Here is a 22,985-nt window from a genome sequence, read left to right as displayed (position 1 = left end):
TCAGTCCCATCCGGACGCGGCCTGCTCACGCAGCGACTTGCGGTACTGCTCCAGCGCGACAAGGTCGCCGAACAGCGCGCGGTAGTCGTCGGGCGCCTCGACCGGCGAAAGCCGTTGCAGCTTCGACTTGATCTCGCCGATCTGGCGGCCGACGAGGCTCTCCTGCACTCCCGCGAGCACGCCGGAGATGTAGCGCGAGTCCACTTCTCCCAAGGCGCGCAACGGTTCCACGGCCAGCTCGCTCAGCACGCGCCGAACCGTCCCTTCCGGACAGTGCTGCGTCGCGGCGTCGAGCAGGGCCGAGCCGGTGAGCCCCGACGCCGCGCCGCCGGCCTTCAGCAACGCCAGGTGCACGGCCACGTACGCGGGGTGCGTGAACGCCTCTTCGGGCAGCGAGTCGTACTCCGGCCCGGCGATCGCGGGCTGCTGCAGCGCGGCCTTGAGCGCCTCGCGCTGGCCCATGAACCGCGGGTCGCCGGGTGCGGGCCGCGGCAGGTCCTGCTTCTCCTGAGCCGGCTCCGGCGCGGCAGCCTGCCGGGAGGCGGGCTGACGCAGCTGCGGCGTCTGGCCGCCACGCTTGGCCGTGGTCCCGGCGGCGCCGCGCACGCGGTTCACGACCTGCGCCACGTCTTGCCAGCCGACCCACCACGCGAGCTTGGAGGCGTAACCGTCGCGGCTCGCGCGGTCCTTGATGGCCGCGACCATTGGCACGGTCTTCTGCAGCGCCGAGACCTGGCCGTCGACCGCGTCGAGGTCGAACTGCTTGAGCGTGCTCTTGATCACGAACTCGAACAGCGGCGTCCGGCGGGCGACGAGGTCCTTCACGGCCGCGTCGCCCTTCGCGATGCGCAGCTCGCACGGGTCCATGCCGTCGGGCGCCACCGCGATGTAGGTCTGCCCGGCGAAGGTCTGGTCGCCCTCGAACGCCTTCAGCGCGGCCTTCTGGCCCGCCGCGTCGCCGTCGAAGGTGAAGACGATCTCGCCGCGGAAGGCGTCGTCGTCCATCATCAGCCGGCGCAGCACCTTCATGTGGTCCTCGCCGAACGCGGTGCCCGACGACGCGACGGCCGTCGGCACACCGGCCGCGTGCATCGCCATCACGTCGGTGTAGCCCTCGACCACCACCACCTGGTGGCGCTTCGCGATCTCGCGCTTGGCCTGGTCGAGGCCGAACATGACCTGCGACTTCTTGTAGATCTGCGTCTCGGAGGTGTTGAGGTACTTCGCCTCGATGCGGTCGTCGTCGAACAGCCGCCGCGCGCCGAAGCCCACCACGTCGTTGCCGACGTCGCGGATCGGCCACACCAGCCGCCGGTGGAAGCGGTCCATCGGGCCGCGCTGGCCCTCCTTGGACAGCCCCGCCGCGAGCAGCTCCTTGACCTCGAACCCGCGGTTGAGCAGGTGCTTCGTCAGCTTGTCCCAGCCGCCCGGGGCGAAGCCGCAGCCGAACTGCTTGGCCGCGGCGGCGTCGAACCCGCGCTCTGAGAGGAAGTCGCGCGCGGCGCGGGCCTCGTCGGTCACCAGCTGCTCGATGTAGAACTCGCTCGCCGCGCGGTGCGCCTCGATGAGTCGCGAACGCGTGCCGCGGTCGCGCTGCACGCTCCCGCCGCCGCCCTCGTAGTTCAACCGGATGCCGACGCGGTCCGCCAGCCGCTCGACCGCCTCGACGAACGAGACGAGGTCGATCTTCTGGATGAACTTGATGACGTCGCCGCCCTCGCCACAGCCGAAGCAGTGGAACGTGCCGTGAGTGGGGCGCACGTTGAACGACGGGGTCTTCTCGTTGTGGAACGGGCACAGCCCCTTCAGGCTGCCGCCCCCGGCGCGCCGAAGCGCGACGTACTCCCCGACGACCTCGTCAATCCGGTTGCGCTCACGCACCTCCGCGATGTCGCTCTCCCGAATCCGTCCTGCCACGGTATCCACAATAGTTCTCCCTCCCCGGTGGCTTTGCGGCACACTCGGCCTCATGCGCACACCGACGGCACTCGACGACCTCGCTGCGGAGTTCGCCGGCCACCGCGGCCACCTGATCGGGGTGGCCTACCGGCTCACGAGCACCCGCTCGGACGCGGAGGACGCCGTGCAGGAAGCGTGGCTGCGCCTGGCCGCGCTCGACGACGCCGGGCGCGCCGGCATCCGCGACCTGCGGGCCTGGCTGACCACCGTCGTGGGCCGCATCTGCCTCGACCGGCTGCGTTCGGCGCCCGCGCGGCGCGAGCAGTACGTGGGCCAGTGGCTGCCCGAGCCGATCGTGACGCCGTTCGGCGCGCCGGTGAGCGAGGATCCGCTCGAAGCCGCCGTGCGCGACGACGGCATCCGCATGGCCGCGCTCGTGGTGCTCGACAAGCTCACGCCCGAGCAGCGCGTGGCGTTCGTGCTGCACGACGCGTTCTCCGTGCCGTTCGCGGAGATCGCCGGGATCCTCGGCTGCTCGCCCGAAGCAGCCCGCCAGCACGGCTCCCGGGCCCGGCGCGCGCTCGAGAGCGCCGACCCGCCGCCTCGCGCCGAGCTCACGGAGCAGCAGCAGGTGCTGGAGAAGTTCGTGACCGCGCTGCTGGCCGGCGACATCCTGGCGATGGCGAAGGTGCTGCACCCGGACGTCGTGCTCATCGGCGACTCCGACGGCAAGGGCCGCACCACGCGCCAGATCATGGTGGGCGCCGACAAGCTGTCGCGCTTCTTCCTGGGCCTGATCCAAAAGTACGAGCCCGGCGTGATCAGCCGCGGTGCCCCGATCCTCGTCAACGGCGACCTCGGCCTCTGGCTCCCGCCGATGCCCGGGCACGACGGGTTCCTCTCCGTCGACGAGCACGTGCAGTCCATGAGCCTGCGCGACGGCCGCATCGTGGCCATCTACGACATCGTGAACCCCGACAAGCTCACGCACATCACGCGTCCCGAGTCGGCGGACTCGAGCGACTGAGCGTTGTCAGGCTTCAGGCGCCTCGCGTTCGGTCCAGCCGCTCGGGTAGGCGCCGGAAACCGGCCGACTCGTAGGTGGCGACGGCGGCGTCACGGGAGCTCGGGGTGCAGACCAGTGCGCTCGACGAACCCAGCTTCTTGAGCTCGGCCGCCGCGGCGACGCAGATCATCCGGCCGCAGCCGCGCCCGCGATGGTCGGCGTGGACGCCCATCGGTTCGAGCAACCCGGGCTTCCCCGGACCGGCCGACCAGACCGTCACTCCCGCCACCGGAACGCCTTGGCCGTCGCGAGCGAGCAGGCACCGCGCGTCGGTGTACGGCAACCCGGCCGTCATCGCGCGCCACAGCTCGTCGGTGAACCGCGGGCGGCCCCACGCCGACCGGTGGACGGCGGTGAACTCGGACTCCTGCCCGGGCCCGACGACCTCGACCCGCAGACCCGGTTGGTCCACCGGCCCCGTGAGGTCGCGGCGCAGCGGCGTCCACGGCTCGCCGGCGCTCCAGCCGACCTCGGACAGCAGCTCCTGCACCCGGGTGCCGTCCGGTGCCTCGATGGAGGCCTTTCCCGCCGGCAGGACGCCACGTCGTGGTTCGGACATGTCCGCGACGACCTGGTGAGCCAACCCCTCCTCGCGCCAGGCCGAGGGCGCGACAGTCATCCGCACCACGTCGGGACTGTCCAGGAACCCGATGGCCAGAAGCTGTCCGTCCCGTCTCCAGGTCCGCACCCCCGCCGCCATCGCGTCCGCACCGAACTGCCAGTACCAGCCCAGGTCGCCCGGGTGCAGCTGGATCGGCGCGGCGTCGCTCTGCCAGTCGCGAAGGGCGCGGACGACGTCGCCGAGCCGGCCGGCGTCCGGTGTGCTCAGTTCGATGGCCACGGTGGTGATGAAACACCTTCAGCCCGGAGCGGGCACTCGAATTGCCGGGCCGGGGACACCTGGCTGTCACGGCATCGGCACCCGGCACGCGTCGCCCGAGGTGAAGCCCTGGTCGACGATGCCGAGCGCGCTGTTCATGCGCGCGCGGGAGTTCTCGAGCGCGATCTGGTAGGTCAGCTCCAGCACACCGGCGCGGCCGAACTCGGCTTCGAGCTCGGCCACCTGCTCGTCGGTCACGCTGACCTGCGCGCCCGAGATCGCGTCGGCGTAGGCCACGGCCAGCCGCTCGGCGGGCGAGAACGCGGGCGAGGTCGCGTAGTCGTCGATGTGGCGCAGCCGCTCGATGTCGAGGCCTTCGTGGCGCTGCAGCATCCTGCCGAAGTCCACGCACCACGAGCACCCGATCCGCGTGGCGACGCGGTACACCGCCAGCTCGCGCACGTTGGCGGGCAACCGCTTCGACGCCTTCTCGGCCATCAGCTCATGGACCACGGTCGCGCGCAGCAGCCCGGGGTTGTGGGCCATCACGGCCATCGGCTCGGGCACGGCGCCGAAGCGCTTTCCGGCGAACCGGTAGAGCAGCTTCAGCAGCGGGCCGGCCTCGGTGGTGCGCTTCGCCGGGATGCGGGGCATGGTCGTCTCCTCTTCGTCGGTACTGACGGAGGAACGAGACGGGCCGCGCGAATGTGACAGTGGACCGTCGGCGTCGACGCCAGTAGTCCGGCCGCCACCAGTACAGCGAGGTGCGATCGGCCGGCCACGGCTCATCGCTGACATCCCGAGACTCGAAGTCGTCGACGGCGAGATCCACCTGGCGCCGGCCTCGGTCGATCGGTTCGGAAGCAGCGGCCGGGCGTACGCGGCCGGTGAAGCGAGGCTCCATCGCCCCGAGCTCGGCGTACACCCGCTGGGCCTCGATCAGGGACGCGCGGTTCGCACCGCCACGCCAGTCGGGCCACCGCAGCTGGATCGCGTCGTCTTCCCAGAAACACACGGCGCAGATCGCGTAGGAGCCCGGCGATTCCTCGATCACCAGGTGCCCACAGCACGGGCACGGGTACTGGGCCATCAGCTAGCGGCGGGCCGTGACCGCACGCACGTCCCAGATCCACACCCCGTCGACGAACTGCGCGGGTTTGCGCAGCAGCAGCTCGACGGTGGCGCGGTACGCGTCGGCGTGCTCGCGCGGGATGAGGACGAGGACGCTGGCGTTCCAGTAGCGCAGGTCCTTGATCGTCTGGTCGCGGTCGGCGTCGGTGACGGGCTGGACCTCGCCAGAGTCGCGGACGCGGTCGAGGAGGGTGGACGTGGGGACCTGGTAGGAGCCGTAGCGGCCGCGTTTGTCGTCGGGGCCGCTCGGCCCGACGAAGTAGCCCTCGGGCATCGCGTAGCCCAGGCCGGCGTCCATCTGCCAGTGCAGCGGCTCCGACTCGCCCGAGCCGGGCAGCGGGACGGGCACCACGGTGCCACCAGGGGCGACGTAGGTGCGCCAAGTGCCGTCGGCGAAGAAGGCCGGCGTGGGTGGGCGGTCTTTGACCAGCAGTTGCGTCGGCGCGATCGGGAGGAGCACGGCGATCACCGCGCCCACCCAGAGCAGGCGCAGGGGCAGCCGGTGCTTGCCCTCTTCCGGATCCGGCAGAGTCTCGGCCGTCGCGAACACGCGCTCGGTGGCGATCGCCAGCAGCGCGCCGATCGCGGGCACGCACGCCATCGCCAGGCGCGACTCCAGCAGCGACTCGAACAGCGGCAGGTCCGCCAGCAGCTTCCACGGCCCGGCCACGCCGGTGTCCACGTGCACCGCCATGAGCTCGACGCCCATCGACAGCCACGCCATGAGGAACATCGCGATCGCGAGCGAGCGCGCGACGGCCTCGCGCCACAGCCAGATCGTGACCACGACCATGAGCGCGATGAGCGGCCAGCCGAAGAACGCGTTCTCCTCGGTGCGGTTGATCGACACGTCGGCCGCGGCGTCGGGCTGGCCGGCGATCGACTGGGTGGCGAACCGCGTGAACGCGGCGAGGTCGTTGCCGACCGGGCCGTGCTCCAGGCCGGAGTAGCTCTGCGGGCCGAAGAACTGCCACCACAGCGGGAAAACCACCAGCACGCCGGTGATCACCACGGCCAGCCCGCCGCCGAGCAGCAGCGGCCGCACCATCGCCTTGATCTCCCGCGGGCGCGACGCGAGGTACGCGACGGCGAAGATCACGAAGCCCAGCGCGAAGATCAGCAGCGGCTCTTCGCCGAGGAAGATCTGGTACGCGGTGAGCACGCCGAGCCAGATCCCGTTGCGCACGAGCTTGCGGCCCTGCGCCAAATGGATCACCTTGAGCGCCAGGAACGGCAGCACGAACCACGCGACGAAGTTCGGGTGCGCGTTGCCGTGCGAGATCATCGACGGCGCGAACCCGGCCACCGCGCCGCCGATCGCCGCCGCCGCGCGGTGCCGCACGAGGTGGCGCGAGAACACCCAGTACCAGGCGGCCGCGGTGCCGGCGAGGCTGCCGGTGAGCGCGATGGCCCACGTGACCGTGGGGCCGAAGGCGAGCGTGATCGGCGTGAGCGGGATCCCGACGCCGAGCATGGCCGTGTTGGCCATCATGTTCACGCCGAGCGGGTAGTTCTGCAGGTCCGAGTTGAGCGGGTTCTGCAGGTGCAGCACGGACTTCGCGGTGACGTCGAAGAACCACTCCCACAGGTTCTGGTCGGACGCGCTGTTCCACAGGTAGCCCGTGCCCAGGTCGTCCCAGAGGCCGCCGTACAGGATGAAGGCGAACGCGACGAAAGCCGCCATGATGCCGGCGTCGGCCCACGACGGGCGCGGCTTCGGCGTGACGGCGGGCGCGGACGGCCCGGGAACGGCGGGGATCAGCTCGGTCCTCGCTTCCGGTTGGAAAAGACTCACTACGGGCGCACCACCCGCGCGAAGAAGTACACCGCGCCGGTGCCGGCGTGCCGGACGAGCAGGAGGAACGGCCGGTCCACCGCGACTTCGAGCGGCTCGGCCGTGGACAGGGACAACGTGCGCATCTGGATCGCCGTGGCGGCCGCGCCTTCGAGGCCCTGCTCGTCGAGGCGCAGCACAGCCTGGTGCACCACGCTGTCGACCCACAGCGGGCGCGCGGCGGTGAGCCCGGTGAGATCGGCGTCGGTGGTGAACACCTCGCGCACGCCCAGCGCGCGCAGGGCGCCGTCGAGGTCGGTGCGGACGTCGAGCTTGATCTTGGGCAGCGAGAGGCGCACCTTGCGGCGTTTCGGGCCGTCGAGGAGCCGCTTGAGGTTCCGCGTGTCGAGCGCGGCTTCGGCGGGTGCGAGGTCACCGTCCGGGAGCAGGACGACGGCTTCGACGCCGCCTTGCGCGGGGAGGCTCACGACCTGCCAGCCGTCGGCGTGGTGGTAGCCGACGGTCTCTTCGAGGTGCATGGTCGGTACCCGGCGGGTCGCCCCGGGGCTGTGGAAGTCGGCGCGGGCGGTGGCGCCGTCGGGGAACGGGTGGCGCCAGGCGGTCTTGAGGTAGAGCGCGTTGACGAGGCTGGCGCGGGTGTCGGCGCTGATCGTGCCCGAGGGCAGCAGCTCCGGGATCAGGCCGTGGGTGATCCGGTCGACGTCGGTGTTGATCAGCCCGCGCGCGGCTTCGGGGTCGGTCGTGAAGGGCGCGGTCTCGGCTTTGCCGCCGGGCCAGGTGACGAGCTGGTCGAGGAAGGCGCTCTCGACGGTGATGGCGTCGGACGCCCACAGCGTGTTGGCCACGGCCAGCTGGGCTTCATCGCCGAGCGCCGCGGCGTCGCGCAGCACCGTGGCGTGCGCGTCCAGGTCGGCGTCGCTGGTGGCCAGGAGCTTGCGCAGCTCCTCGGCGGTCCGCCCGCGCGCCGCCCGGGCCGCCAGGCCCAGCGCGCTGGCCGCGGAGTACGGCGAAAAACACGCGTCACCCCCACCCGCCGCGGCGGTGCGTCCCAGGGCGAGCGTGAAGTCCAAGTGGCTGTCCACGGCCATGCCGCGACCGTACCCGACCGGGTGGTTCCGGCGGCACGGAACCGATCAGCCGAAGCCTCGCCTCCCCCTCTCAGGCCCCGCTTCTCCCCTCCTGCCGGCCGCAGCACCCCAATGCGGCGTTCGGTGCGTTGAGCGCAACCAACGCCACATTGGGGTGCGGTTGGCAGGACTGCGAAGGCCGTCGGCAAGCGGAGCGCAGAGGGCCGGGCGGTGGTCAAGAAGGCGGGTGGTCGAGACAGCGACAGGTCAGACGGGCCGGCCCACGTGCCAGCGGTGCCATTCGTGGGCCTGCGCGTCGGTGAGCGAGGCGACCTGGTCGACGACCACCCGCAGGCGCGCGGCGTCGGCGGCGGCCGCGTGCCACGGGGGCACGAAGAGCGGGTCGAGCGACTCCGGTGCGCGGCGCAGGAGGGCGGCGACCAGCTGCGCGATCAGCTCACGCTGGCCGTCCTGCATGGCGAGGCGGCGGCGGTCGCTCATGACGTAGCGCAGGGCCAGCGCCTTGAGCAGCGCGACCTCCGCCGCGACCTGGTCCGGGACGGCGAGGCGGGCGCCGTAGCGCATCAACGGGCCCTCGCCGTAGACGCTGCGGGTGCCGGTGACCGCGGCGGAGGCGAAGCGGCCCACGAGCTCGCTCGTCAGCTGCTTCAGCGCCACCTGCGCGCGCAGCGAGCCGTCCGGGGCGGTGCGAACGAGGGCGGCCACCACGGGCAGGTCGAGCAGCTCCTTAGCCGCGCCCTCCAAAGTGGACGCCGACAGCGTGGAGAAGTGCCGCGCCGCGGCCTCCGCGACGGCCGCGCGTTCGTCCGGATCCGCCAGCACGCTCAGCGAGATGCGCCCAGCCAGCACGCCGTCCTCGACGTCATGGACGGAGTAAGCCACGTCGTCGGACCAGTCCATGATCTGGGCCTCGAGGCACCGCCGCTCGCCCGGCGCGCGGGAGCGCACCCACTCGAACACGGGCACGTCGTCGGTATACACGCCGTACTTCTGCTGCCCCGGCCGGCGCCGCCAGGGGTACTTCGTGGTCGCGTCGAGGCAGGCGCGCGTGAGGTTGAGGCCTGCCGCCGCGCCGGCGTCGTCGAGGGACTTCGGTTCCAGGCGCGTGAGGATGCGCAACGTCTGCGCGTTGCCCTCGAATCCGCCGCACGCCTGGGCGACGTCGTCGAGCGCCTGCTCGCCGTTGTGCCCGAACGGCGGGTGCCCGATGTCGTGCGCGAGCCCGGCCGTGTCGACGAGGTCCGGGTCGGCGCCCAGCTCCTCGGCGATGCCGCGCCCGATCTGCGCGACCTCCAGCGAATGCGTGAGCCGCGTGCGCGGCACCCCGCTGACCTCGGCCCCTTCGCCGGGACCGACCACCTGTGTCTTGCCCGCCAGCCGCCGCAGCGCGGCCGAATGCAGCACGCGGGCGCGGTCACGCGCGAAGTCGCTGCGCCCGTCGGGCCGTGCGCCTGCCAGCGCCGCGCCCTTGGGTGCCTCGGCCAGCACCCGGGCGCGGTCGTACTCGGAGTACCCGTCGCTCACCCGGTCAGCTTAAGCGCGGCCACCGACAATTCCCCGGGGAAGTTCAGCCCATGAAGGTGTCGAACAGCTCGTCGGCCGGCGATTTCGTGAGCTCGTAGAACAGCAGCGCGCCCGTCTCGCGGAAGATGTAGCGGACCTGCGTCACGCGCTCCTGCACGATCGGGCCGCTGTGCGTCGGCGCGGTCCACGCGTCGAGACCGAGGTCCGACGCCATCGTCCGCGCGCGGTAGGAGTGCCACGGGTCGCTCACGAGCACCGCCGTGTGCCAGCCGCGCGCCTGCACCTGGTCGGCCACGGCCCGCAGGCTCCGCAACGTGTCGCTGCCCTCGCCGACCGCCAGCGTCGCCGAGGCGGGCACGCCGTGCTGGTTCAGCCACCGCGCGCCGGCCGCGGCCTCGGTGAAGTTGTCGGCCGCCTTCTTGCCGCCGGCGGTCACCACGGTCTTCGCGACACCCGCGTCGTAGAGCTGGCGCGCCTTTTCCAGCCGCGCCGTGAAGATGTCCGACGGCTTGCCGTTGTACTGCGCCGCCCCCAGCACCACGATCACGTCGGCCGGCGTGCGGTCGTTCTCGCGCGCGACCTGCCACACGCGAAACGCCGTGCCGCCGACGACGGCGAGCACCACGAGCACCCCGCCGAACGCGATGCGGCGCAGCCAGCTCACAGGCGTGGGTGGTGTTCTCATGCCCGCCATCTTTTCAGAGCCGCACGCGATTCCGGCGCAGGCACCCCGGGCGTCAGAGCCAGCCGCGTTCCTCCGCCAGCCGCACGGCCTCGGCGCGCGTGCGGGCGCCCGTCTTGCCGATCGCGGCCGAAAGGTGGTTGCGCACAGTGCCTTCCGAGAGGAACAGCGCCTTCGCGATGTCCGCGACCGTGCTGCCGTCGCGCGCGGTCGAGAGCACGTCGCACTCCCGCCCGGTGAGCGGACTCGCCCCGGTCGCCAGCGATTCGGCCGCCAGCGCGGGGTCCACCACGCGCAGTCCACTGTGGACCCGCCGGACGGCCTCCACGAGCTGCTCCGGCGGTGCGTCCTTCACCACGAACCCCGCGGCGCCCGCGGCCATCGCGCGCGCCAGGTACCCGGGCCGGCCGAAGGTCGTGCAGATGATCACGCGGCACGAGGGCAGCGCGGTGCGCAGCTCCGCGGCAGCCGCGAGGCCGTCCTTCCCGGGCATCTGCACGTCGAGCAGCGCGACGTCCGGCGCCGACTCCTTCGCCGCGGCCAGCACCTCGTCGCCCGACCCGACCTGCGCCACGACTTCGATGTCGGCCTCCAGCCCGAGCACCGTGGCCAGGGCTCCCCGCACCATCGCCTGGTCGTCGGCCAGCAGAACGCGGATCACGCAAGTCCTCCCGCGGGTTCGGCGCGCACGGCCTGGACGGCCGGCGGCTCCGGTTCCGGAACCTCCGCCCGGACCACCCATCCTCCCCCGGGCCGCGGCCCGCTGCGCAGCGTCCCCCCGACGCCGCCGACGCGCTCGGTCAGCCCGCGCAGCCCGTTGCCCTGCGCCGCGTCCGCCCCGGCCCCGTCGTCCTCCACCTCGAGCCAGTCGCGCCCGAACCGCACGCTGACGCGGTTGGCCCCGGAGTGGCGCAGCACGTTGGTGATCGCTTCGCGCAGCACGTAGCCGAAGGTGCTCTGCAGCTGCGGCAGCACATTGTCCACGGCGTAGGGCAGGTCCGCCTCGATCTCCGCCGCCCGCAGCGCCGCGCGCGCCCCGGCGAGTTCCGCGGCCAGCGACACCTCGCGGTACTCCGACACGGTCAGCCGCACGTCCGACAGAGCGCTGCGGGTGAGGCCCTCGACCTCGCGGATCTCCTCGACCGCGCGCCCGACGTCTCCGGAGCTCTCCAGCACCCGCCTCGCCAGCCCGGCCTTCACGGTGATCGTGGTGAGGCTGTGGCCCAGCAGGTCGTGCAGGTCGCGGGCCACGCGCTGGCGTTCGTTGGCCACGGCGAGCGTCGCGATCTCCTGGTTGGCCCGTTCCAGGCGGCGGATGGCGCGGATGAGGTTGGCCATGAAGAACATCGCGATCGTGATGGAGGCGACGGAGATCAGGTCGCCGCCGTTGCCTTCGAACCGGCCGTCGGCCAGCAGCACCAGGGTGACCGAGCCGAGCGCCACCGTGTCGAAGATCGCGGCCCATCCCGGCGGGTAGAGGAACGCGAGCGTGGCGGTGCCGTAGAGCAGGATGAACGGGCTGGAGTCGATCAGCAGCGTGACCAGCAGGCCCAACGACAGCATGACCAGCCCGAACACGACCTTGAAGCGGCGAGGTTTGCCGAAGGCGACCGGGAAGATCACGTAGCAGGCGGCGTAGGCGTAGACCAGCACGCCCAGCGCCACCCGCGCCCACATCGGGCCGGTGTTCTCCGCCAGGCCGCGGGTGGCCGGCACCAGGTACGGCAGGAGGAACAGCACCGCGAAGATCGGCCAGCCGACCTTGCCGGGCCCGCCCTTCTTCTCGGGCATCGGGTCGTCCCACCACGTGGCCCGGTCGCGGATCGCGAACCGGGGCCGCGCGATGGACCCAGGGTCGTCCTTCGTCCGCTCCACTGTCGTTCCCTCCCGTCCCGGTCAGACCCGGGCGCTGTCCTTACGGTATCGCCTGATCACGAGCGCTCCGAGGACCACAGCCCAACCCGCCAGTACCGCGAGCGCGGTCGGGAAGCTCACGAGCAGCTCGTTGGTCACGGCCGGGCGCACCAGCCCGATCAGCCAGTAGGTGGGAAGCAGCTGCGACACGTCCTGCATCCACGCCGGCATGCCTTCCAGCGGGATCCACAGGCCGCCGAGGAAGCCCATGCCGAGCATCACGATCATGGAGATGGGCTGCATCGACTCCGGCGTCGCGATCTGGCCGATCAGCAGGCCGAGCAGCACGAGCGGGATGGTGCCGAGCCACAGGCCCATGATCACGCGCAGCCAGCCGGCCCCGTCAAGGTGCACGCCCTCGACGAAGATCGCCACGAGCGGCACCAGCAGCAGCGCGGGCAGGCCCACGAGCATGCCCGCCACGGCCTTGCCCCCGAGGTAGGACGTACCCGACAGCGGGGTAAGCCGCAGCTGCCGCTGCCAGCCGCTGGCGCGTTCGAGGGCCAGGCGCGTGCCGTTGGTGGTCGCCGCGGCGAAGAGGCCGAACGCCATCATGTTGACCATCACCACGGCCACCACCGCGGCGTGGTCCGGGTCGGTCGCCTTCGTGAAGACGTTGGCCTGCAACAGGAACATCACCACGGGGAAGGCGACGACGAAGATGAGGAACCGCATGGAGCGGAACAGCCGCCGGATCTCGACGGCGAGGTAGGACGGGTTCATCGGGCTGCTTCTTCCTGGTTTTCGTCGCTGGTCAGGGAAAGGAACGCGCCTTCGAGGCCGACGGCGCCAATCTCGATGTCGTGCACGGCCGGCACGGCGGCCATCAGCGCGCGCAGCGTGGCGTCCGACTCACTGCTGGAGATCGCGACGCGCTCGCCGCGCAGCTCGAAGTCGGTCACCGCGGGCAGCGTCGCCACGAGCCGCTCGGTCTCCTCGCCGGCGCCGGGCAACACGGCCCGGATCGTGCGCCCGCCGGCCAGCGCGCGCACCTGCGCGACGGACCCGTCGGCGACCACGCGCCCGGCCCGCATGAGCACAACGCGGTCGGCGAACTCCTCGGCCTCTTCCAGGTAGTGCGTCGCGAACAGGACCGTGCGGCCGCTGTCGGTGAAGGAGTACATGGACTTCCAGAACTCGCGCCGCGTACCAACGTCCATGGCGGCCGTCGGCTCGTCGAGCACCAGCAGGTCGGGGTCCGAAACCAGCGCGACGGCGAAGCGCACGCGCTGCTTCTGCCCGCCCGAGAGCTTGTTGGCCCGCCGGTCGGCGATGTCCTCGATACCGGCGCGCTGCAGCGCCTGGTCGAGCGGCATCGGCGTGCGGTGCAGCTTCGCGACCATGCGCACGGTCTCGCGCACGGTCAGGTCCTCCAGCAGCGCCCCGCCCTGCAGCATCGCCCCGATCATCCCGGCGCGCACCGCGTCGGCCGGCGTCTTGCCGAACACCGTGACCTCGCCCGCGCCGGGCTTGCTGAGCCCCAGGATCATGTCGACGGTGGTGGACTTGCCGGCCCCGTTGGGCCCGAGCAGCGCCACCACCTCACCCGGCGCGATCGTCAGCTCGACCCCGTCGACGGCCCGCACCTCGCCGTAGTGCTTCTTCAACCCGCTCAACCGGACAGCGGCCCCCGCCGCGACGTCCCGCGCCCCGCGCGTGGCCTGTGTGGTTTCCATGCCCTGAAGACTGCCGGGGTTTCGGCGTCGGTCCGCAGGCCGAGCGTCACGTCGTGACCGTGACAGGTGTCAGGGGTGGGCCGAGGCCGAACTCATACCCGGGTGGCGGACCTCACTTGCCGAGCTCCTTCACGAAACTCACCGGCCAATGCCGAGGTCACCTCGCGTAAATCATCGATGCCCCGCCCCCAGTACCCCGCGATGGACTTGCCGGCCGCAGCCACGATCTCTGCTACCGCGACGCCGAGGTCGAGGTGATCGGTTTCCCCTCGTGCTGTCGAGCTGTAGGCACCCATTCCGTCCTCCTCGATACGCACGGATGTCCAAGGCGCGAGAGCCCAAGCGGCCTGGTGCGCGACACCGCTCCAATGGGCGTACCGGTCGGCGCCCACCTGGCCGAACACATCTCTGATGACCGACGAGTGTCCGAAGGTCTTGAATTCACCGGCGAGACCCACGCGAACCTTCCACCGGCCGGCGTCCTTGACTTCGAAGCCGATTGCCTCGGCTGCAGTCGTCCATCGATTAACCGCAGCAGCTGTTTCCGTCGCCGGTCGAGTGCGATCGTTCTTCTCCGACCACAGCGTGATCTGCGCCGCTCGAAACATCCGGTCCTGCTCGGCCAACAGCGGATCCATCAGCCAAGTCACAACCGCAGTCGCTTCAAGCATGCCTCTGGCAAGCGTGAACACAGCGGTCGACGGCCAGTCGTCGGGATTCGGATCGCCTTCCGGCATGCGCTCACACGAGTAAGCCTTCGCAAGTGCGTGCAAGTAGTGCAGAACGCACTTCGCGGCGTTGATCGCGACCAGCTCACCGACCTGCAGGAACACATCCCGAGGAGTTATCGGGGCGTCCTCAGGCGCCTCCTTCCACAAGAAACCAGGCGCTGTGTGGTCACGCGACGGATCGGCCAGAAAGACAGCCCATGCCTCGCGCAGCTCCTGGTAGCCGCGGTGCAGGAAATCGACCAGCCAGATTTCTCCAGAGTCGGGCATGTTCGTCCTTCGTAGCATGCGTCGAGCCGGGTTGCGGTCGGTCAGCAAGATCCGCCGAAAGCACGAACGGCCCTCCCCCGAAACCGGGGAAGGGCCGCGTACGAAAAGCTTCAGCAGCCGAGCAGGCGGGGAGCCAGGTAGTCCACGACCTTGTCGATCGCGATGCGTTCCTGGGTCATGCTGTCGCGTTCGCGGACCGTGACGGCCTGGTCCTCGAGCGAGTCGAAGTCCACGGTGACGCAGTACGGGGTGCCGATCTCGTCCTGGCGGCGGTAGCGGCGGCCGATGGCCTGCGCGTCGTCGAAGTCGACGTTCCAGTGCTTGCGCAGGGTCGCGGCGAGGTCGCGCGCCTTGGGCGAGAGGTCGGCGTTGCGCGAGAGCGGCAGCACGGCGGCCTTGAACGGCGCGAGCCGCGGGTCGAGGTGCAGCACGGTGCGCTTGTCGGTGCCGCCCTTGGCGTTGGGCACTTCTTCCTCGTCGAAGGAGTCCACGAGGAACGCCATCATCGAGCGGCCGACACCGGCCGCCGGCTCGATGACGAACGGGCGGTAGCGCTGGCCGGAGGCCTGGTCGAAGAACGACAGGTCCACGCCCGAGTGGTTCGAGTGCGTGGTGAGGTCGAAGTCGGTGCGGTTGGCGATGCCCTCGAGCTCGCCCCACTCCTGGCCCGCGTTGAAGTCGAACCGGTACTCGATGTCCACGGTGCGCTTCGCGTAGTGCGAGAGCTTTTCCTTGGGGTGCTCGAAGTGGCGCAGGTTCTCCGGCTTGATGCCGAGGTCCGTGTACCACTTGGTGCGCTCGTCGATCCAGTACTGGTGCCAGCGCTCGTCCTCGCCCGGCTCGACGAAGAACTCCATCTCCATCTGCTCGAACTCGCGCGTGCGGAAGATGAAGTTGCCCGGCGTGATCTCGTTGCGGAAGGACTTGCCGACCTGGCCGATGCCGAACGGCGGCTTCTTGCGCGAAGCCGTCTGCACGTTGAGGAAGTTCACGAAGATGCCCTGCGCGGTCTCCGGGCGGAGGTAGTGCAGGCCTTCTTCGGATTCGACCGGGCCGAGGTAGGTCTTGAGCATCATGTTGAAGTCGCGCGGCGCGGTGTACTTGCCACGCGTGCCGCAGTTGGGGCACGGCACGTCGGACAGGTCGTCCTCCGACGTCGCCTTGCCGGTGCGGCCTTCGTAGTCCTCGGCGAGCTGGTCGGCGCGGAAGCGCTTGTGGCAGTGGAGGCACTCGATCAGCGGGTCGGTGAACACGTTCACGTGACCCGAGGCGACCCAGACCTGGCGCGGCAGGATCACGGACGAGTCGAGACCGACCACGTCTTCGCGGCCCTGCACCATGGTCTTCCACCACTGGCGCTTGATGTTGTCCTTCAGCTCCACGCCGAGAGGCCCGTAGTCCCACGCCGACTTGGTGCCGCCGTAGATCTCTCCCGACGGGAAGACGAAGCCACGGCGCTTGCACAGACTGACGACGGTTTCGATGGTGTTGGCGGGCACTCCACGCTCCGGACGCATGCGGGGACGGTTGGACTAGGAGGTTCAGCGTATCCGGCCGCCCCCGCGGTGCTTCCGGCGAGGTGAGCAGGGCTCAGGACCGGCCCGTCAGCGACGCCGTGACGACCCGGTTGTCGTCGTAGCCCTCGGTGCCGCCGACGTAGTCGCCACCGCACGTGACGAGCACCAGTTTGTGGGGCCCGTCCGGGGAAAACAGCTTCGCGGACTCCGCGGCGAGCCCCGACTTGTGGATCGTGCGGACCTCGTCGACGCGGTAGTTCCACTTGCCGCCCGCGGTGTCGGTGACCGTCACCGTCTGGCCCTGCTTGACCTGCCACAGCTGGTCGAACGGCCCGGTGCTGCCCTTCCAGTTCACGTGTCCGGAGAAGAGCGTGACGCCCTGGTCGGCGCCCAGTCCCGAGCCCCACCACGCGGCCTCGGCAAGGCTCTGCGGGATCACCAGCGCGCCGTCGTCACCCACCGGTTCCTGCACGAGCTTCGCCGTACCGCCAGCGGGCAGCAGCACAGTGCCGGGCGTCTGCCCCGGGTCGGCCTGCTTCTGCGCCGACTGCTGCGCAGCCCCCGCTCCCGCCGCCGGTACCGGTACCGAGAACGCGCCACTGGCGAGACCTGGTTCATTTTTTCCCGTGAAAAGCAGGAGGGCGGCAACCAGCACCGCCACCACCACCGCCCCGACGGCGGCCAGTACCCACTTGGTCCTCGCGGGCCGTTCCTGTGTCCCTTGCATCGTGCTCCCTGCTCCGGTGTGTCGTGCGCAGGAAGACATGCCGCGGGACGCGGCCGGGGTTGCACCCGATCGTGCTCAGTCCGGACGCGAAACCAGGTTCGCCGTGACGATGCGGTTCTCGTCATAGCCCTCGGTGCCGCCGATGTAGTCGCCACCGCACGTCACGAGCACCAGCCGGTGCGGCCCGGTCTGCGCGAACCACTGCGGCGCCTGCTCCGGGAGCTGCTCCTTGCGCAGGGTTGCCGCACCGGTCACGCGGTAGAGCCAATGCCCGCCCGAGGAGTCGACGATGCTCACGTTGTCGCCCGTGCGCACGCGCCACAGGTCGTCGAACGGTCCCTTCGTGCCGGCCCAGTTCACGTGACCGGACAGCACGGCCGCACCCTGCTTCGCGCCGAGGCGCGCGCCCCACCAGGCGGCGTCGCCGAGGCCACGCGGGATCGGCAGGATCCCGTCGCGCGTCACCTCGGTGCGCACGAGCCGGGCCTCGGACCCGTCGGGCAGCCGGATGCTGCCGGGGCGCTGCACGCCGACCGCGGCGCCGTCCGCGGGCAGCTCGGCGGGCGCGCCGTCTTCACCCGGCAGCGAGCCGGGTGGGGGTTCCGCCGCGGCGGCGGGCACAGGCGCGGGCCCCCAGGTCAGCACGACCACGCCCGCGGCCAGCGCGAGCACGGCGACCACTGCCGACACGACGGTCAGCGCGGTGCGCAGCACGGGGACCTACTCGCCGCGCGAGCGCGCCGTGCGCCGACGGCCCAGCCCGATCGCGAGCCCGCCGAACACCAGGCCGGCGACCAGCAGGCCGAGGCCCAGCGGCAGCCGGTAGTCGCTCGACGGGGCGGCCGCGGTCGTGCCGAGGTAACCGGCGGGGACCTCGGTGGGCACCGGCGGCTGCGTCGCGGTCGCGCCGTTGCCGTTGCCGCTGGCACCGGACACGGCGACGAAGTTCTTCGGGATCGAGCAGCTCACGCCGCCAAGCACCAGCGTGGTGCTCACGTCCGGCAGCGCCTCACCCGACTTGTCGAGGACGTGGGTGGTCACGTCGACGCGCCAGCCGGCCTGAGCCGTGACGTCGCCGTTGCGCCAGCCGTCCTGCCTGATCAGCTGGTCGAACGAGGACACGCGGGACACCACGACGTCCGAGAGCGACTTGGTCGGGTCGGCCCCGTCGATGACCCTGGGGGCGCCCATGCGCAGGTTCTTCACGCTCAGCGAGGCCGGGCCCGTGGGCATCGCGACCTGCTTGAGCGTGTCGTCCTCTCCGCGCACCCAGAGCCGGGTGAGCGTGGTGGTGCCGGTGGCCTTGTTCGGGGCCGAGCAGTCGGCGGCGCTGCGCGCGCTTTCCAGCACCAGCATCGTGTTGTCGACCGGGCGCGCCTTGCTGCGAGCGTTGTCGCGCAGGGCGTAGTTGGTCTCGGCGACGGCCGTCGGCACGTTCGTGGCCTGGAGGGCGGCGACGACGTTGTGGTCGCGGCTCGCGATCCCGGCCGGGTAGGGGCTCGTGGCCGCGGAGCCGAACTTGCCGAGGTCGACCTCCCAGTTGCCGCCGAACGTCGAGCCCTCGCCTTCGTTCTTCGGCACGGCCACGCGGTCGGCCGAAAGCTTCGACTGGCCGGGGGTGAGCGGTGAACGCTGCGTCTCGGTGATCAGCGAGCCGCCGTGCTGCGGGTCGGAGCCCAGCCGCACCGACGCCACGTTGGCGAACGACACGGGACCGGTCTTCTCGTCGACGGCCTTCACGGTCTGCGTCGTCTGGGCAGCTGCCACCGGAGCGAGCGCGGGCAACGCCGCCATCGCCAGGATCGCTGCCTTCGTAACGAAACGAGTCATTGTCTCCCCACTGCCTCCGCCTCGATTCGGGCGGATCGTCAGCGTACGAGAAGCGACGAAACGCCCCACGCCAACCTTGCACCGTCGGCCACCGGTTGCGAAGCCGAAGTGCCGATTCCTGACGAACTCACCCGATCGGGTGAGGCTGGTGTGAGTGACCGGTGACCGACAGGGGCGGCTGAGGGGAACACTACGATGACCGTGACCGTTGTCGACAATGACATCCGACTTCGGAACCCGCCGGCTCGTCCGGTGGCTTCGCGCGCAAGGGGAGGCAACGATGGCACCGGCCAGCACGGGCGCTCTTTCGGCCGGCACCGGCACGTCCGGTGACCCGGCGACGGCGCCGGCCGGCCCGCTCGAGGCTTCCGGTCCGGCAGCAGGTCCGCTGGGTCCGTCGGGCGCCGCGCTCGCCGACGCCGGCGACCTGCTGCGCGCGCTCGCCGCCCCCGTCCGGATCGCCATCGTGCTGCGGCTGCGCGAGGCCGACCGGTGCGTCCACGAGCTGGTCGACGCCCTCGACGTCGCTCAGCCGCTGATCAGCCAGCACCTGCGGGTGCTGAAGACGGCGGGCGTGGTGCAGGGCGAACGCCGGGGCCGGGAAGTCGTGTACCGCCTGGTGGACGACCACCTGGCCCACATCGTCGTCGACGCGGTCGCCCACGTGCAGGAAGGGAAGTGACCATGACCTCGACCCCCCACTCGGCGCCTCCACCGGCCCCCACCCCCAACTCAGCCCCCGTGCCCGGGCGCCGCTCGACCAAGCAGCGCGCGGCGGTGGTCGACCTGCTCAACACGGTCGACGACTTCCGCTCCGCGCAGGAGCTGCACGACGAGCTGCGCAAGCGCGGCGACGGCATCGGCCTGACCACCGTGTACCGCACGCTGCAGTCGCTGTCGGAGGCCGGCGAGATCGACGTGCTGCGCACCGACTCCGGCGAGGCCATTTACCGCCGCTGCTCCACGCACCACCACCATCACCTGGTGTGCCGCGTGTGCGGGCGCACGGTGGAGGTCGAGGGCCCCGCAGTGGAGCGCTGGGCCGAGAAGATCGCCTCCGAGCACGGGTTCTCCGACATCAGCCACACCGTGGAGATCACGGGCACCTGCGCCGAGCACGCGAGCTGAGGCCGCTCAGTACTCGTAGGGGTCCTTCGGCGCGGCGATCCGCTCGACGGTCGCGGGCACGAAATCGGGCGTGTACGAGTTGTTCTCGTTGGCCGTGCCCGGCACGACCTGTCCGGTGACCCGCAGCCACGTGTCGTTCGGGAACCGGTCGGTGGCCCCGCCCTTCAGGTGCACGGTGACAGGTGCCGCATCGGCGGCGCAGCAGCTGATCACCAGACGCGCCAGCAGCGTGGTGCTGCCCTCGTGCACGACGAACCCGGACATGCCGATGGTCCGGCCGTTCATCGTCCCGCTCGAATCCCAGCCCGCGCGTGTGACGACCTCGTTCATTGCCAACTCCACGACCTTGCCCGCCGGCAACGGCGGGAACGCGGCCGCCGACGTGGTCGCGGCACTCTGCGGCACGCGAGCCGTGGTGCGCGTGACCGAGTCGGCGCCGAGCGCGGGTGGGGCCACCAGGAACACCGCGAGCACGGGCACCACCAGCAGCCAGGCCGAGCGCGCGGAATGGGCGTGCCCGTGGCCGTCGTCGACGTGGTCGTGTCCTTCAGGGGCCTCGTGGCCGGCTGTCTCGGACTCGAGCGCCGCCGCCTTCGCCGTGGCCCGCGCCGCCACGAGGTCACGCAGGATCGCGACCGTGCCGAGCACCAGCATCACCACGCCGCCCGCGATGATCCACGGCTGCTGCGCGGGCTTGACGTAGCGCAGGTAGTCGCCGTTCACCGCGATCTTCACCAGCGCCCCGCCAAGGAGGATCAGCAGCACGTTCTGCGTCTCGCGCCTCATCGCGCACCACCCAGCAGCAGCGCGCCCACGACCGTGCCGCACGAGAGGGCGACCACGAACGTCACCGGCGCGAACCGCACCGCGAACGACTTTCCGAACGTGCCGGCCTGCAGCGCGAACAGCTTCACGTCGATCGCCGGGCCGACGACGAGGAACACCAGCTTCGGCAGCATTGGCACCGCGGTCAGCGAAGCGGCCACGAACGCGTCGGCCTCACTGCACAGCGCGAGCACCACGGCCAGCACCGCCATCACGATCACGCCGACTACGACCTGGTCCGCCAGCACCCCGAACCACTTCGCGGGCACGAGCACGTTGAGCGTCGCCGAGATCAGCGCGCCCAAGACCAGAAATCCGCCTGCCTCAACGAGATCCGTGCGCGCGGTCTCGGCGAAGACCTTCCACCGCTGCCCCGGCTCGACGTCGGGCAGCCGCCGCAGCGCGCGTTCGGTGATCCACGAGAGCTTGCCCCAGCGGGCCCAGATCCAGCCCATCACCATCGACGTCGCGAGCGAGCCCAGGAACCGCGCCAGCACCATCTCCGGCCGTCCGGGGAACGCGACCGCCGTAGCCACCAGCACCACCGGGTTCACCGCGGGCGCCGCCAGCAGGAACGTGAGCGCCGCGGCCGGCGCGACCCCCTGGCCGATCAGCCGCCGCGCCACCGGCACGGACGCGCACTCGCACCCGGGCAGCGCGACGCCGGCGAGCCCGGCGACCCCCACCGCCGCGCTCGCGCGCTTGGGCAGCACGCGTTCCAGCACCCGCGCGGGCACGAACGCGGCGATCGCACCGCTGATCAGCACGCCGAGCACGAGGAACGGCAGCGCCTGCACGCACACGGCGACGAACACCGTGGAGCCGGTGCGCAGCGCGGGCACGTCGAACAGGTCCTGCAACCGGCCCTGCGCGAGGATCGCGACAAGCAGCACAGCGCAAAGGATCTCGATCGAGCTGACCCGGATCCGCCGCGCGCGCCGCTTCTGCTCGGGCGCGTTGTCGACAAGGGTTTTCACGAGGCCCGATGATGCCAGCCCGGGCCCGCCCGATCCCAGCGGGACACAGCACGAGGGGACCGCTCGGACCGGTTTCGGCCCGAATCCGCCGTTCGCGCCCCCGTCAATCGGACAAGCCGGGCGCGAAGCTCAGTCCAGACCCGGCAGTTCCGTCCGCAGCTGCGACGCGGTCGAGACCACGAGCATCAGCAACGTGCCCAGCGCCGACGGGTCCATGCCCTCGGCCGGGAACGCGTACCGCAACGTCACGTCGACTCCGCTGTCGGTGTGCCCGACGCCGAGCGTGCCGAACAGGCCCTGCCCCGCGCGTTCGGCCACGGCGACGGCGATCGCCGGGTTGTCCGGCAGATCCCACGCCACCACGCAGGTCAGGCTCAGCACCGTGAGCCCGTCAGCCAGGCGCGTGGCCTGGATGACGCACGGGACCTCGGCGTGGCGGAAGGTGATCGCGCCGTCGTCGTCCACGTTGACGTCGAGGTAGCGCTCGAGGGCCTCGCGTGCGAGCCCGAGCAGCGCCGCCGTTTCGGCGGCCTCCGAGGTGCTCACGACGCTTCCCCGGCCGCGCGCTCGGCTTCCGCCTGGTCGACGGCGGCACCGAACCGGCGGTCGCGCTTGGCGAACTCGAGGCAGGCGTTCCACAGGTGCGTGCGGTCGAAGTCGGGGAAGAGCGTGTCCTGGAAGACCATCTCCGCGTACGCCGACTGCCACAGCATGAAGTTCGACGTGCGCTGCTCGCCCGAGGGCCGCAGGAACAGGTCGACGTCGGGCATGTCGGGCTGGTACAGGTACTTCGCGATCGTGCGCTCGTCGATCTTGTCGGCCTTGAGCTTGCCCTCGACCACGTCCTGGGCGATCCGGCGCATCGCGTCACCGAGCTCCGCGCGCCCGCCGTAGTTGACGCACATCGTCATGTTCAGCGCCGTGTTGTTCTTGGTCTTCTCTTCCGCGACCTGCAGCTCCTTGATCACGCTGGCCCACAGCTTCGGCCGGCGCCCCGCCCAGCGGATGCGCACGCCGATCGAGCCAAGGTAGTCGACCTGGCGCCGGATGGTGTCGCGGTTGAAGCCCATGAGGAAGCGCACCTCCTCCGGGCTGCGCTTCCAGTTCTCCGTGGAGAACGCGTAGACCGAAAGCCATTTCACGCCGAGCTCGACGGCGCCGCTGGCGACGTCGATCATCACGGCCTCGCCGCGCTTGTGACCCTCGATGCGGGGCAGGCCGCGCTGGTTGGCCCAGCGCCCGTTGCCGTCCATCACCAGAGCCACGTGCTTCGGCACGAGATCCTTCGGGATCTCCGGTGGCCTGGCTCCCGACGGGTGCGGATCCGGTGCCCGCAGCTCGTATCCCGACGCCCGGACCTCGCGTCCCCTGCGCAGCACTTCGCGCCT

24 protein-coding genes are annotated in these 22,985 nt (G+C 71.1%); 3 read left to right on the top strand and 21 right to left on the bottom strand.

The genetic code is table 11. The features are described 5' to 3' along the window. A complete protein-coding gene (dnaG, locus tag ABZU76_RS26665) occupies positions 1-1,926 on the bottom strand; it encodes a DNA primase (RefSeq protein WP_354874152.1) in 1,926 nt (641 codons plus the stop codon). Between the two features lie 43 nt (positions 1,927-1,969). Between dnaG and ABZU76_RS26660 the strand changes: the two genes are divergently transcribed. Continuing rightward, positions 1,970-2,926: a sigma-70 family RNA polymerase sigma factor gene (locus tag ABZU76_RS26660; RefSeq protein ID WP_354874150.1), complete on the top strand. Its 957-nt coding sequence runs from the start codon at positions 1,970-1,972 to the stop codon at positions 2,924-2,926. 13 nt (positions 2,927-2,939) lie between these two features. Here the strand turns inward: ABZU76_RS26660 and ABZU76_RS26655 are convergent, their stop codons facing one another. The 16 genes from ABZU76_RS26655 to ABZU76_RS26580 form a co-directional block, all read right to left on the bottom strand. Continuing rightward, positions 2,940-3,806 (bottom strand): GNAT family N-acetyltransferase, encoded by an 867-nt coding sequence (locus tag ABZU76_RS26655; RefSeq protein WP_354874148.1) that lies wholly within the window; start codon positions 3,804-3,806, stop codon positions 2,940-2,942. Between the two features lie 66 nt (positions 3,807-3,872). Next, positions 3,873-4,388 (bottom strand): carboxymuconolactone decarboxylase family protein, encoded by a 516-nt coding sequence (locus ABZU76_RS26650; protein WP_354874216.1) that lies wholly within the window; start codon positions 4,386-4,388, stop codon positions 3,873-3,875. Continuing rightward, complete coding sequence (locus tag ABZU76_RS26645; RefSeq protein ID WP_354874146.1) at positions 4,288-4,875, bottom strand: CPCC family cysteine-rich protein; 588 nt, start codon at positions 4,873-4,875, stop codon at positions 4,288-4,290. The genes ABZU76_RS26650 and ABZU76_RS26645 overlap by 101 nt, the downstream gene beginning before the upstream one ends. 3 nt (positions 4,876-4,878) lie before the next feature. After that, positions 4,879-6,600, bottom strand: a complete 1,722-nt coding sequence (locus tag ABZU76_RS26640; protein ID WP_255638879.1) for a glycosyl transferase — start codon at positions 6,598-6,600, stop codon at positions 4,879-4,881. Between the two features lie 110 nt (positions 6,601-6,710). Next, the gene (locus tag ABZU76_RS26635; RefSeq protein WP_354874144.1) at positions 6,711-7,799 is read right to left on the bottom strand and encodes a serpin family protein; all 1,089 of its coding nucleotides are present in this window, start codon (positions 7,797-7,799) and stop codon (positions 6,711-6,713) included. 246 nt (positions 7,800-8,045) lie between these two features. After that, entirely contained in the window at positions 8,046-9,323 is a 1,278-nt protein-coding gene (locus ABZU76_RS26630; protein WP_354874142.1) for a deoxyguanosinetriphosphate triphosphohydrolase, read from the bottom strand. Between the two features lie 43 nt (positions 9,324-9,366). Continuing rightward, complete coding sequence (locus ABZU76_RS26625; protein WP_354874140.1) at positions 9,367-10,008, bottom strand: YdcF family protein; 642 nt, start codon at positions 10,006-10,008, stop codon at positions 9,367-9,369. A gap of 52 nt (positions 10,009-10,060) precedes the next feature. Then, on the bottom strand, positions 10,061-10,666 hold the full coding sequence (locus ABZU76_RS26620; RefSeq protein ID WP_354874138.1) for a response regulator transcription factor: 606 nt from the start codon (positions 10,664-10,666) through the stop codon (positions 10,061-10,063). Continuing rightward, complete coding sequence (locus ABZU76_RS26615; RefSeq protein WP_354874214.1) at positions 10,663-11,796, bottom strand: sensor histidine kinase; 1,134 nt, start codon at positions 11,794-11,796, stop codon at positions 10,663-10,665. The genes ABZU76_RS26620 and ABZU76_RS26615 overlap by 4 nt, the downstream gene beginning before the upstream one ends. Before the next feature lie 105 nt (positions 11,797-11,901). After that, positions 11,902-12,642: an ABC transporter permease gene (locus ABZU76_RS26610; RefSeq protein WP_354874136.1), complete on the bottom strand. Its 741-nt coding sequence runs from the start codon at positions 12,640-12,642 to the stop codon at positions 11,902-11,904. Next, the gene (locus ABZU76_RS26605; protein ID WP_354874134.1) at positions 12,639-13,595 is read right to left on the bottom strand and encodes an ABC transporter ATP-binding protein; all 957 of its coding nucleotides are present in this window, start codon (positions 13,593-13,595) and stop codon (positions 12,639-12,641) included. Before ABZU76_RS26605 ends, ABZU76_RS26610 begins: the two co-directional genes overlap by 4 nt. 92 nt (positions 13,596-13,687) lie before the next feature. Further along, positions 13,688-14,593, bottom strand: a complete 906-nt coding sequence (locus tag ABZU76_RS26600; protein ID WP_354874132.1) for a hypothetical protein — start codon at positions 14,591-14,593, stop codon at positions 13,688-13,690. Positions 14,594-14,703: 110 nt separating this feature from the next. Then, positions 14,704-16,092 (bottom strand): glycine--tRNA ligase, encoded by a 1,389-nt coding sequence (locus ABZU76_RS26595; protein WP_354874212.1) that lies wholly within the window; start codon positions 16,090-16,092, stop codon positions 14,704-14,706. Between the two features lie 91 nt (positions 16,093-16,183). Then, a complete protein-coding gene (locus ABZU76_RS26590; RefSeq protein WP_354874130.1) occupies positions 16,184-16,837 on the bottom strand; it encodes a class F sortase in 654 nt (217 codons plus the stop codon). Between the two features lie 75 nt (positions 16,838-16,912). Then, positions 16,913-17,551 carry a class F sortase gene (locus tag ABZU76_RS26585; RefSeq protein ID WP_354874128.1) on the bottom strand — a complete coding sequence of 213 codons (639 nt, stop codon included), beginning with the start codon at positions 17,549-17,551 and terminating at the stop codon, positions 16,913-16,915. Between the two features lie 6 nt (positions 17,552-17,557). Beyond that, a complete protein-coding gene (locus ABZU76_RS26580; protein WP_354874126.1) occupies positions 17,558-18,667 on the bottom strand; it encodes a hypothetical protein in 1,110 nt (369 codons plus the stop codon). Between the two features lie 280 nt (positions 18,668-18,947). On the opposite strand from ABZU76_RS26580, the gene ABZU76_RS26575 reads away from it, so the two are divergent. Together ABZU76_RS26575 and ABZU76_RS26570 are read left to right on the top strand one after the other, a co-directional pair. After that, entirely contained in the window at positions 18,948-19,349 is a 402-nt protein-coding gene (locus tag ABZU76_RS26575; RefSeq protein WP_354874124.1) for a metalloregulator ArsR/SmtB family transcription factor, read from the top strand. Positions 19,350-19,351: 2 nt separating this feature from the next. Continuing rightward, entirely contained in the window at positions 19,352-19,795 is a 444-nt protein-coding gene (locus ABZU76_RS26570; RefSeq protein ID WP_354874122.1) for a Fur family transcriptional regulator, read from the top strand. A gap of 6 nt (positions 19,796-19,801) precedes the next feature. Here the strand turns inward: ABZU76_RS26570 and ABZU76_RS26565 are convergent, their stop codons facing one another. The 4 genes from ABZU76_RS26565 to ABZU76_RS26550 form a co-directional block, all read right to left on the bottom strand. Then, positions 19,802-20,581: a TIGR03943 family protein gene (locus tag ABZU76_RS26565; RefSeq protein ID WP_354874120.1), complete on the bottom strand. Its 780-nt coding sequence runs from the start codon at positions 20,579-20,581 to the stop codon at positions 19,802-19,804. Beyond that, complete coding sequence (locus tag ABZU76_RS26560) at positions 20,578-21,597, bottom strand: permease (RefSeq protein WP_354874118.1); 1,020 nt, start codon at positions 21,595-21,597, stop codon at positions 20,578-20,580. Before ABZU76_RS26560 ends, ABZU76_RS26565 begins: the two co-directional genes overlap by 4 nt. Positions 21,598-21,726: 129 nt before the next feature. Then, positions 21,727-22,143 (bottom strand): YbjN domain-containing protein, encoded by a 417-nt coding sequence (locus ABZU76_RS26555; protein WP_220242778.1) that lies wholly within the window; start codon positions 22,141-22,143, stop codon positions 21,727-21,729. Continuing rightward, the gene (locus ABZU76_RS26550) at positions 22,140-22,976 is read right to left on the bottom strand and encodes an isoprenyl transferase (protein WP_354874115.1); all 837 of its coding nucleotides are present in this window, start codon (positions 22,974-22,976) and stop codon (positions 22,140-22,142) included. Before ABZU76_RS26550 ends, ABZU76_RS26555 begins: the two co-directional genes overlap by 4 nt. Positions 22,977-22,985: the final 9 nt, after the last annotated feature.

It is taken from the genome of Amycolatopsis sp. NPDC005232 (assembly GCF_040607795.1).
Taxonomy (GTDB): domain Bacteria; phylum Actinomycetota; class Actinomycetes; order Mycobacteriales; family Pseudonocardiaceae; genus Amycolatopsis.
Note: the sequence above shows the minus strand (reverse complement) of the source record. Positions and strands in the feature narration are given on the sequence as shown.

Coding starts and splice junctions, on each gene's coding strand:
- ABZU76_RS26660 (WP_354874150.1), top strand. CDS start 1,970: ATGCGCACACCGACGGCACTCGACGACCTCGCTGCGGAGTTCGCCGGC.
- ABZU76_RS26645 (WP_354874146.1), bottom strand. CDS start 4,875: ATGGCCCAGTACCCGTGCCCGTGCTGTGGGCACCTGGTGATCGAGGAA.
- ABZU76_RS26640 (WP_255638879.1), bottom strand. CDS start 6,600: ATGGCGGCTTTCGTCGCGTTCGCCTTCATCCTGTACGGCGGCCTCTGG.
- ABZU76_RS26635 (WP_354874144.1), bottom strand. CDS start 7,799: ATGGCCGTGGACAGCCACTTGGACTTCACGCTCGCCCTGGGACGCACC.
- ABZU76_RS26625 (WP_354874140.1), bottom strand. CDS start 10,008: ATGAGAACACCACCCACGCCTGTGAGCTGGCTGCGCCGCATCGCGTTC.
- ABZU76_RS26615 (WP_354874214.1), bottom strand. CDS start 11,796: ATGCCCGAGAAGAAGGGCGGGCCCGGCAAGGTCGGCTGGCCGATCTTC.
- ABZU76_RS26610 (WP_354874136.1), bottom strand. CDS start 12,642: ATGAACCCGTCCTACCTCGCCGTCGAGATCCGGCGGCTGTTCCGCTCC.
- ABZU76_RS26605 (WP_354874134.1), bottom strand. CDS start 13,595: ATGGAAACCACACAGGCCACGCGCGGGGCGCGGGACGTCGCGGCGGGG.
- ABZU76_RS26600 (WP_354874132.1), bottom strand. CDS start 14,593: ATGCCCGACTCTGGAGAAATCTGGCTGGTCGATTTCCTGCACCGCGGC.
- ABZU76_RS26590 (WP_354874130.1), bottom strand. CDS start 16,837: ATGCAAGGGACACAGGAACGGCCCGCGAGGACCAAGTGGGTACTGGCC.
- ABZU76_RS26580 (WP_354874126.1), bottom strand. CDS start 18,667: ATGACTCGTTTCGTTACGAAGGCAGCGATCCTGGCGATGGCGGCGTTG.
- ABZU76_RS26575 (WP_354874124.1), top strand. CDS start 18,948: ATGGCACCGGCCAGCACGGGCGCTCTTTCGGCCGGCACCGGCACGTCC.
- ABZU76_RS26570 (WP_354874122.1), top strand. CDS start 19,352: ATGACCTCGACCCCCCACTCGGCGCCTCCACCGGCCCCCACCCCCAAC.
- ABZU76_RS26565 (WP_354874120.1), bottom strand. CDS start 20,581: ATGAGGCGCGAGACGCAGAACGTGCTGCTGATCCTCCTTGGCGGGGCG.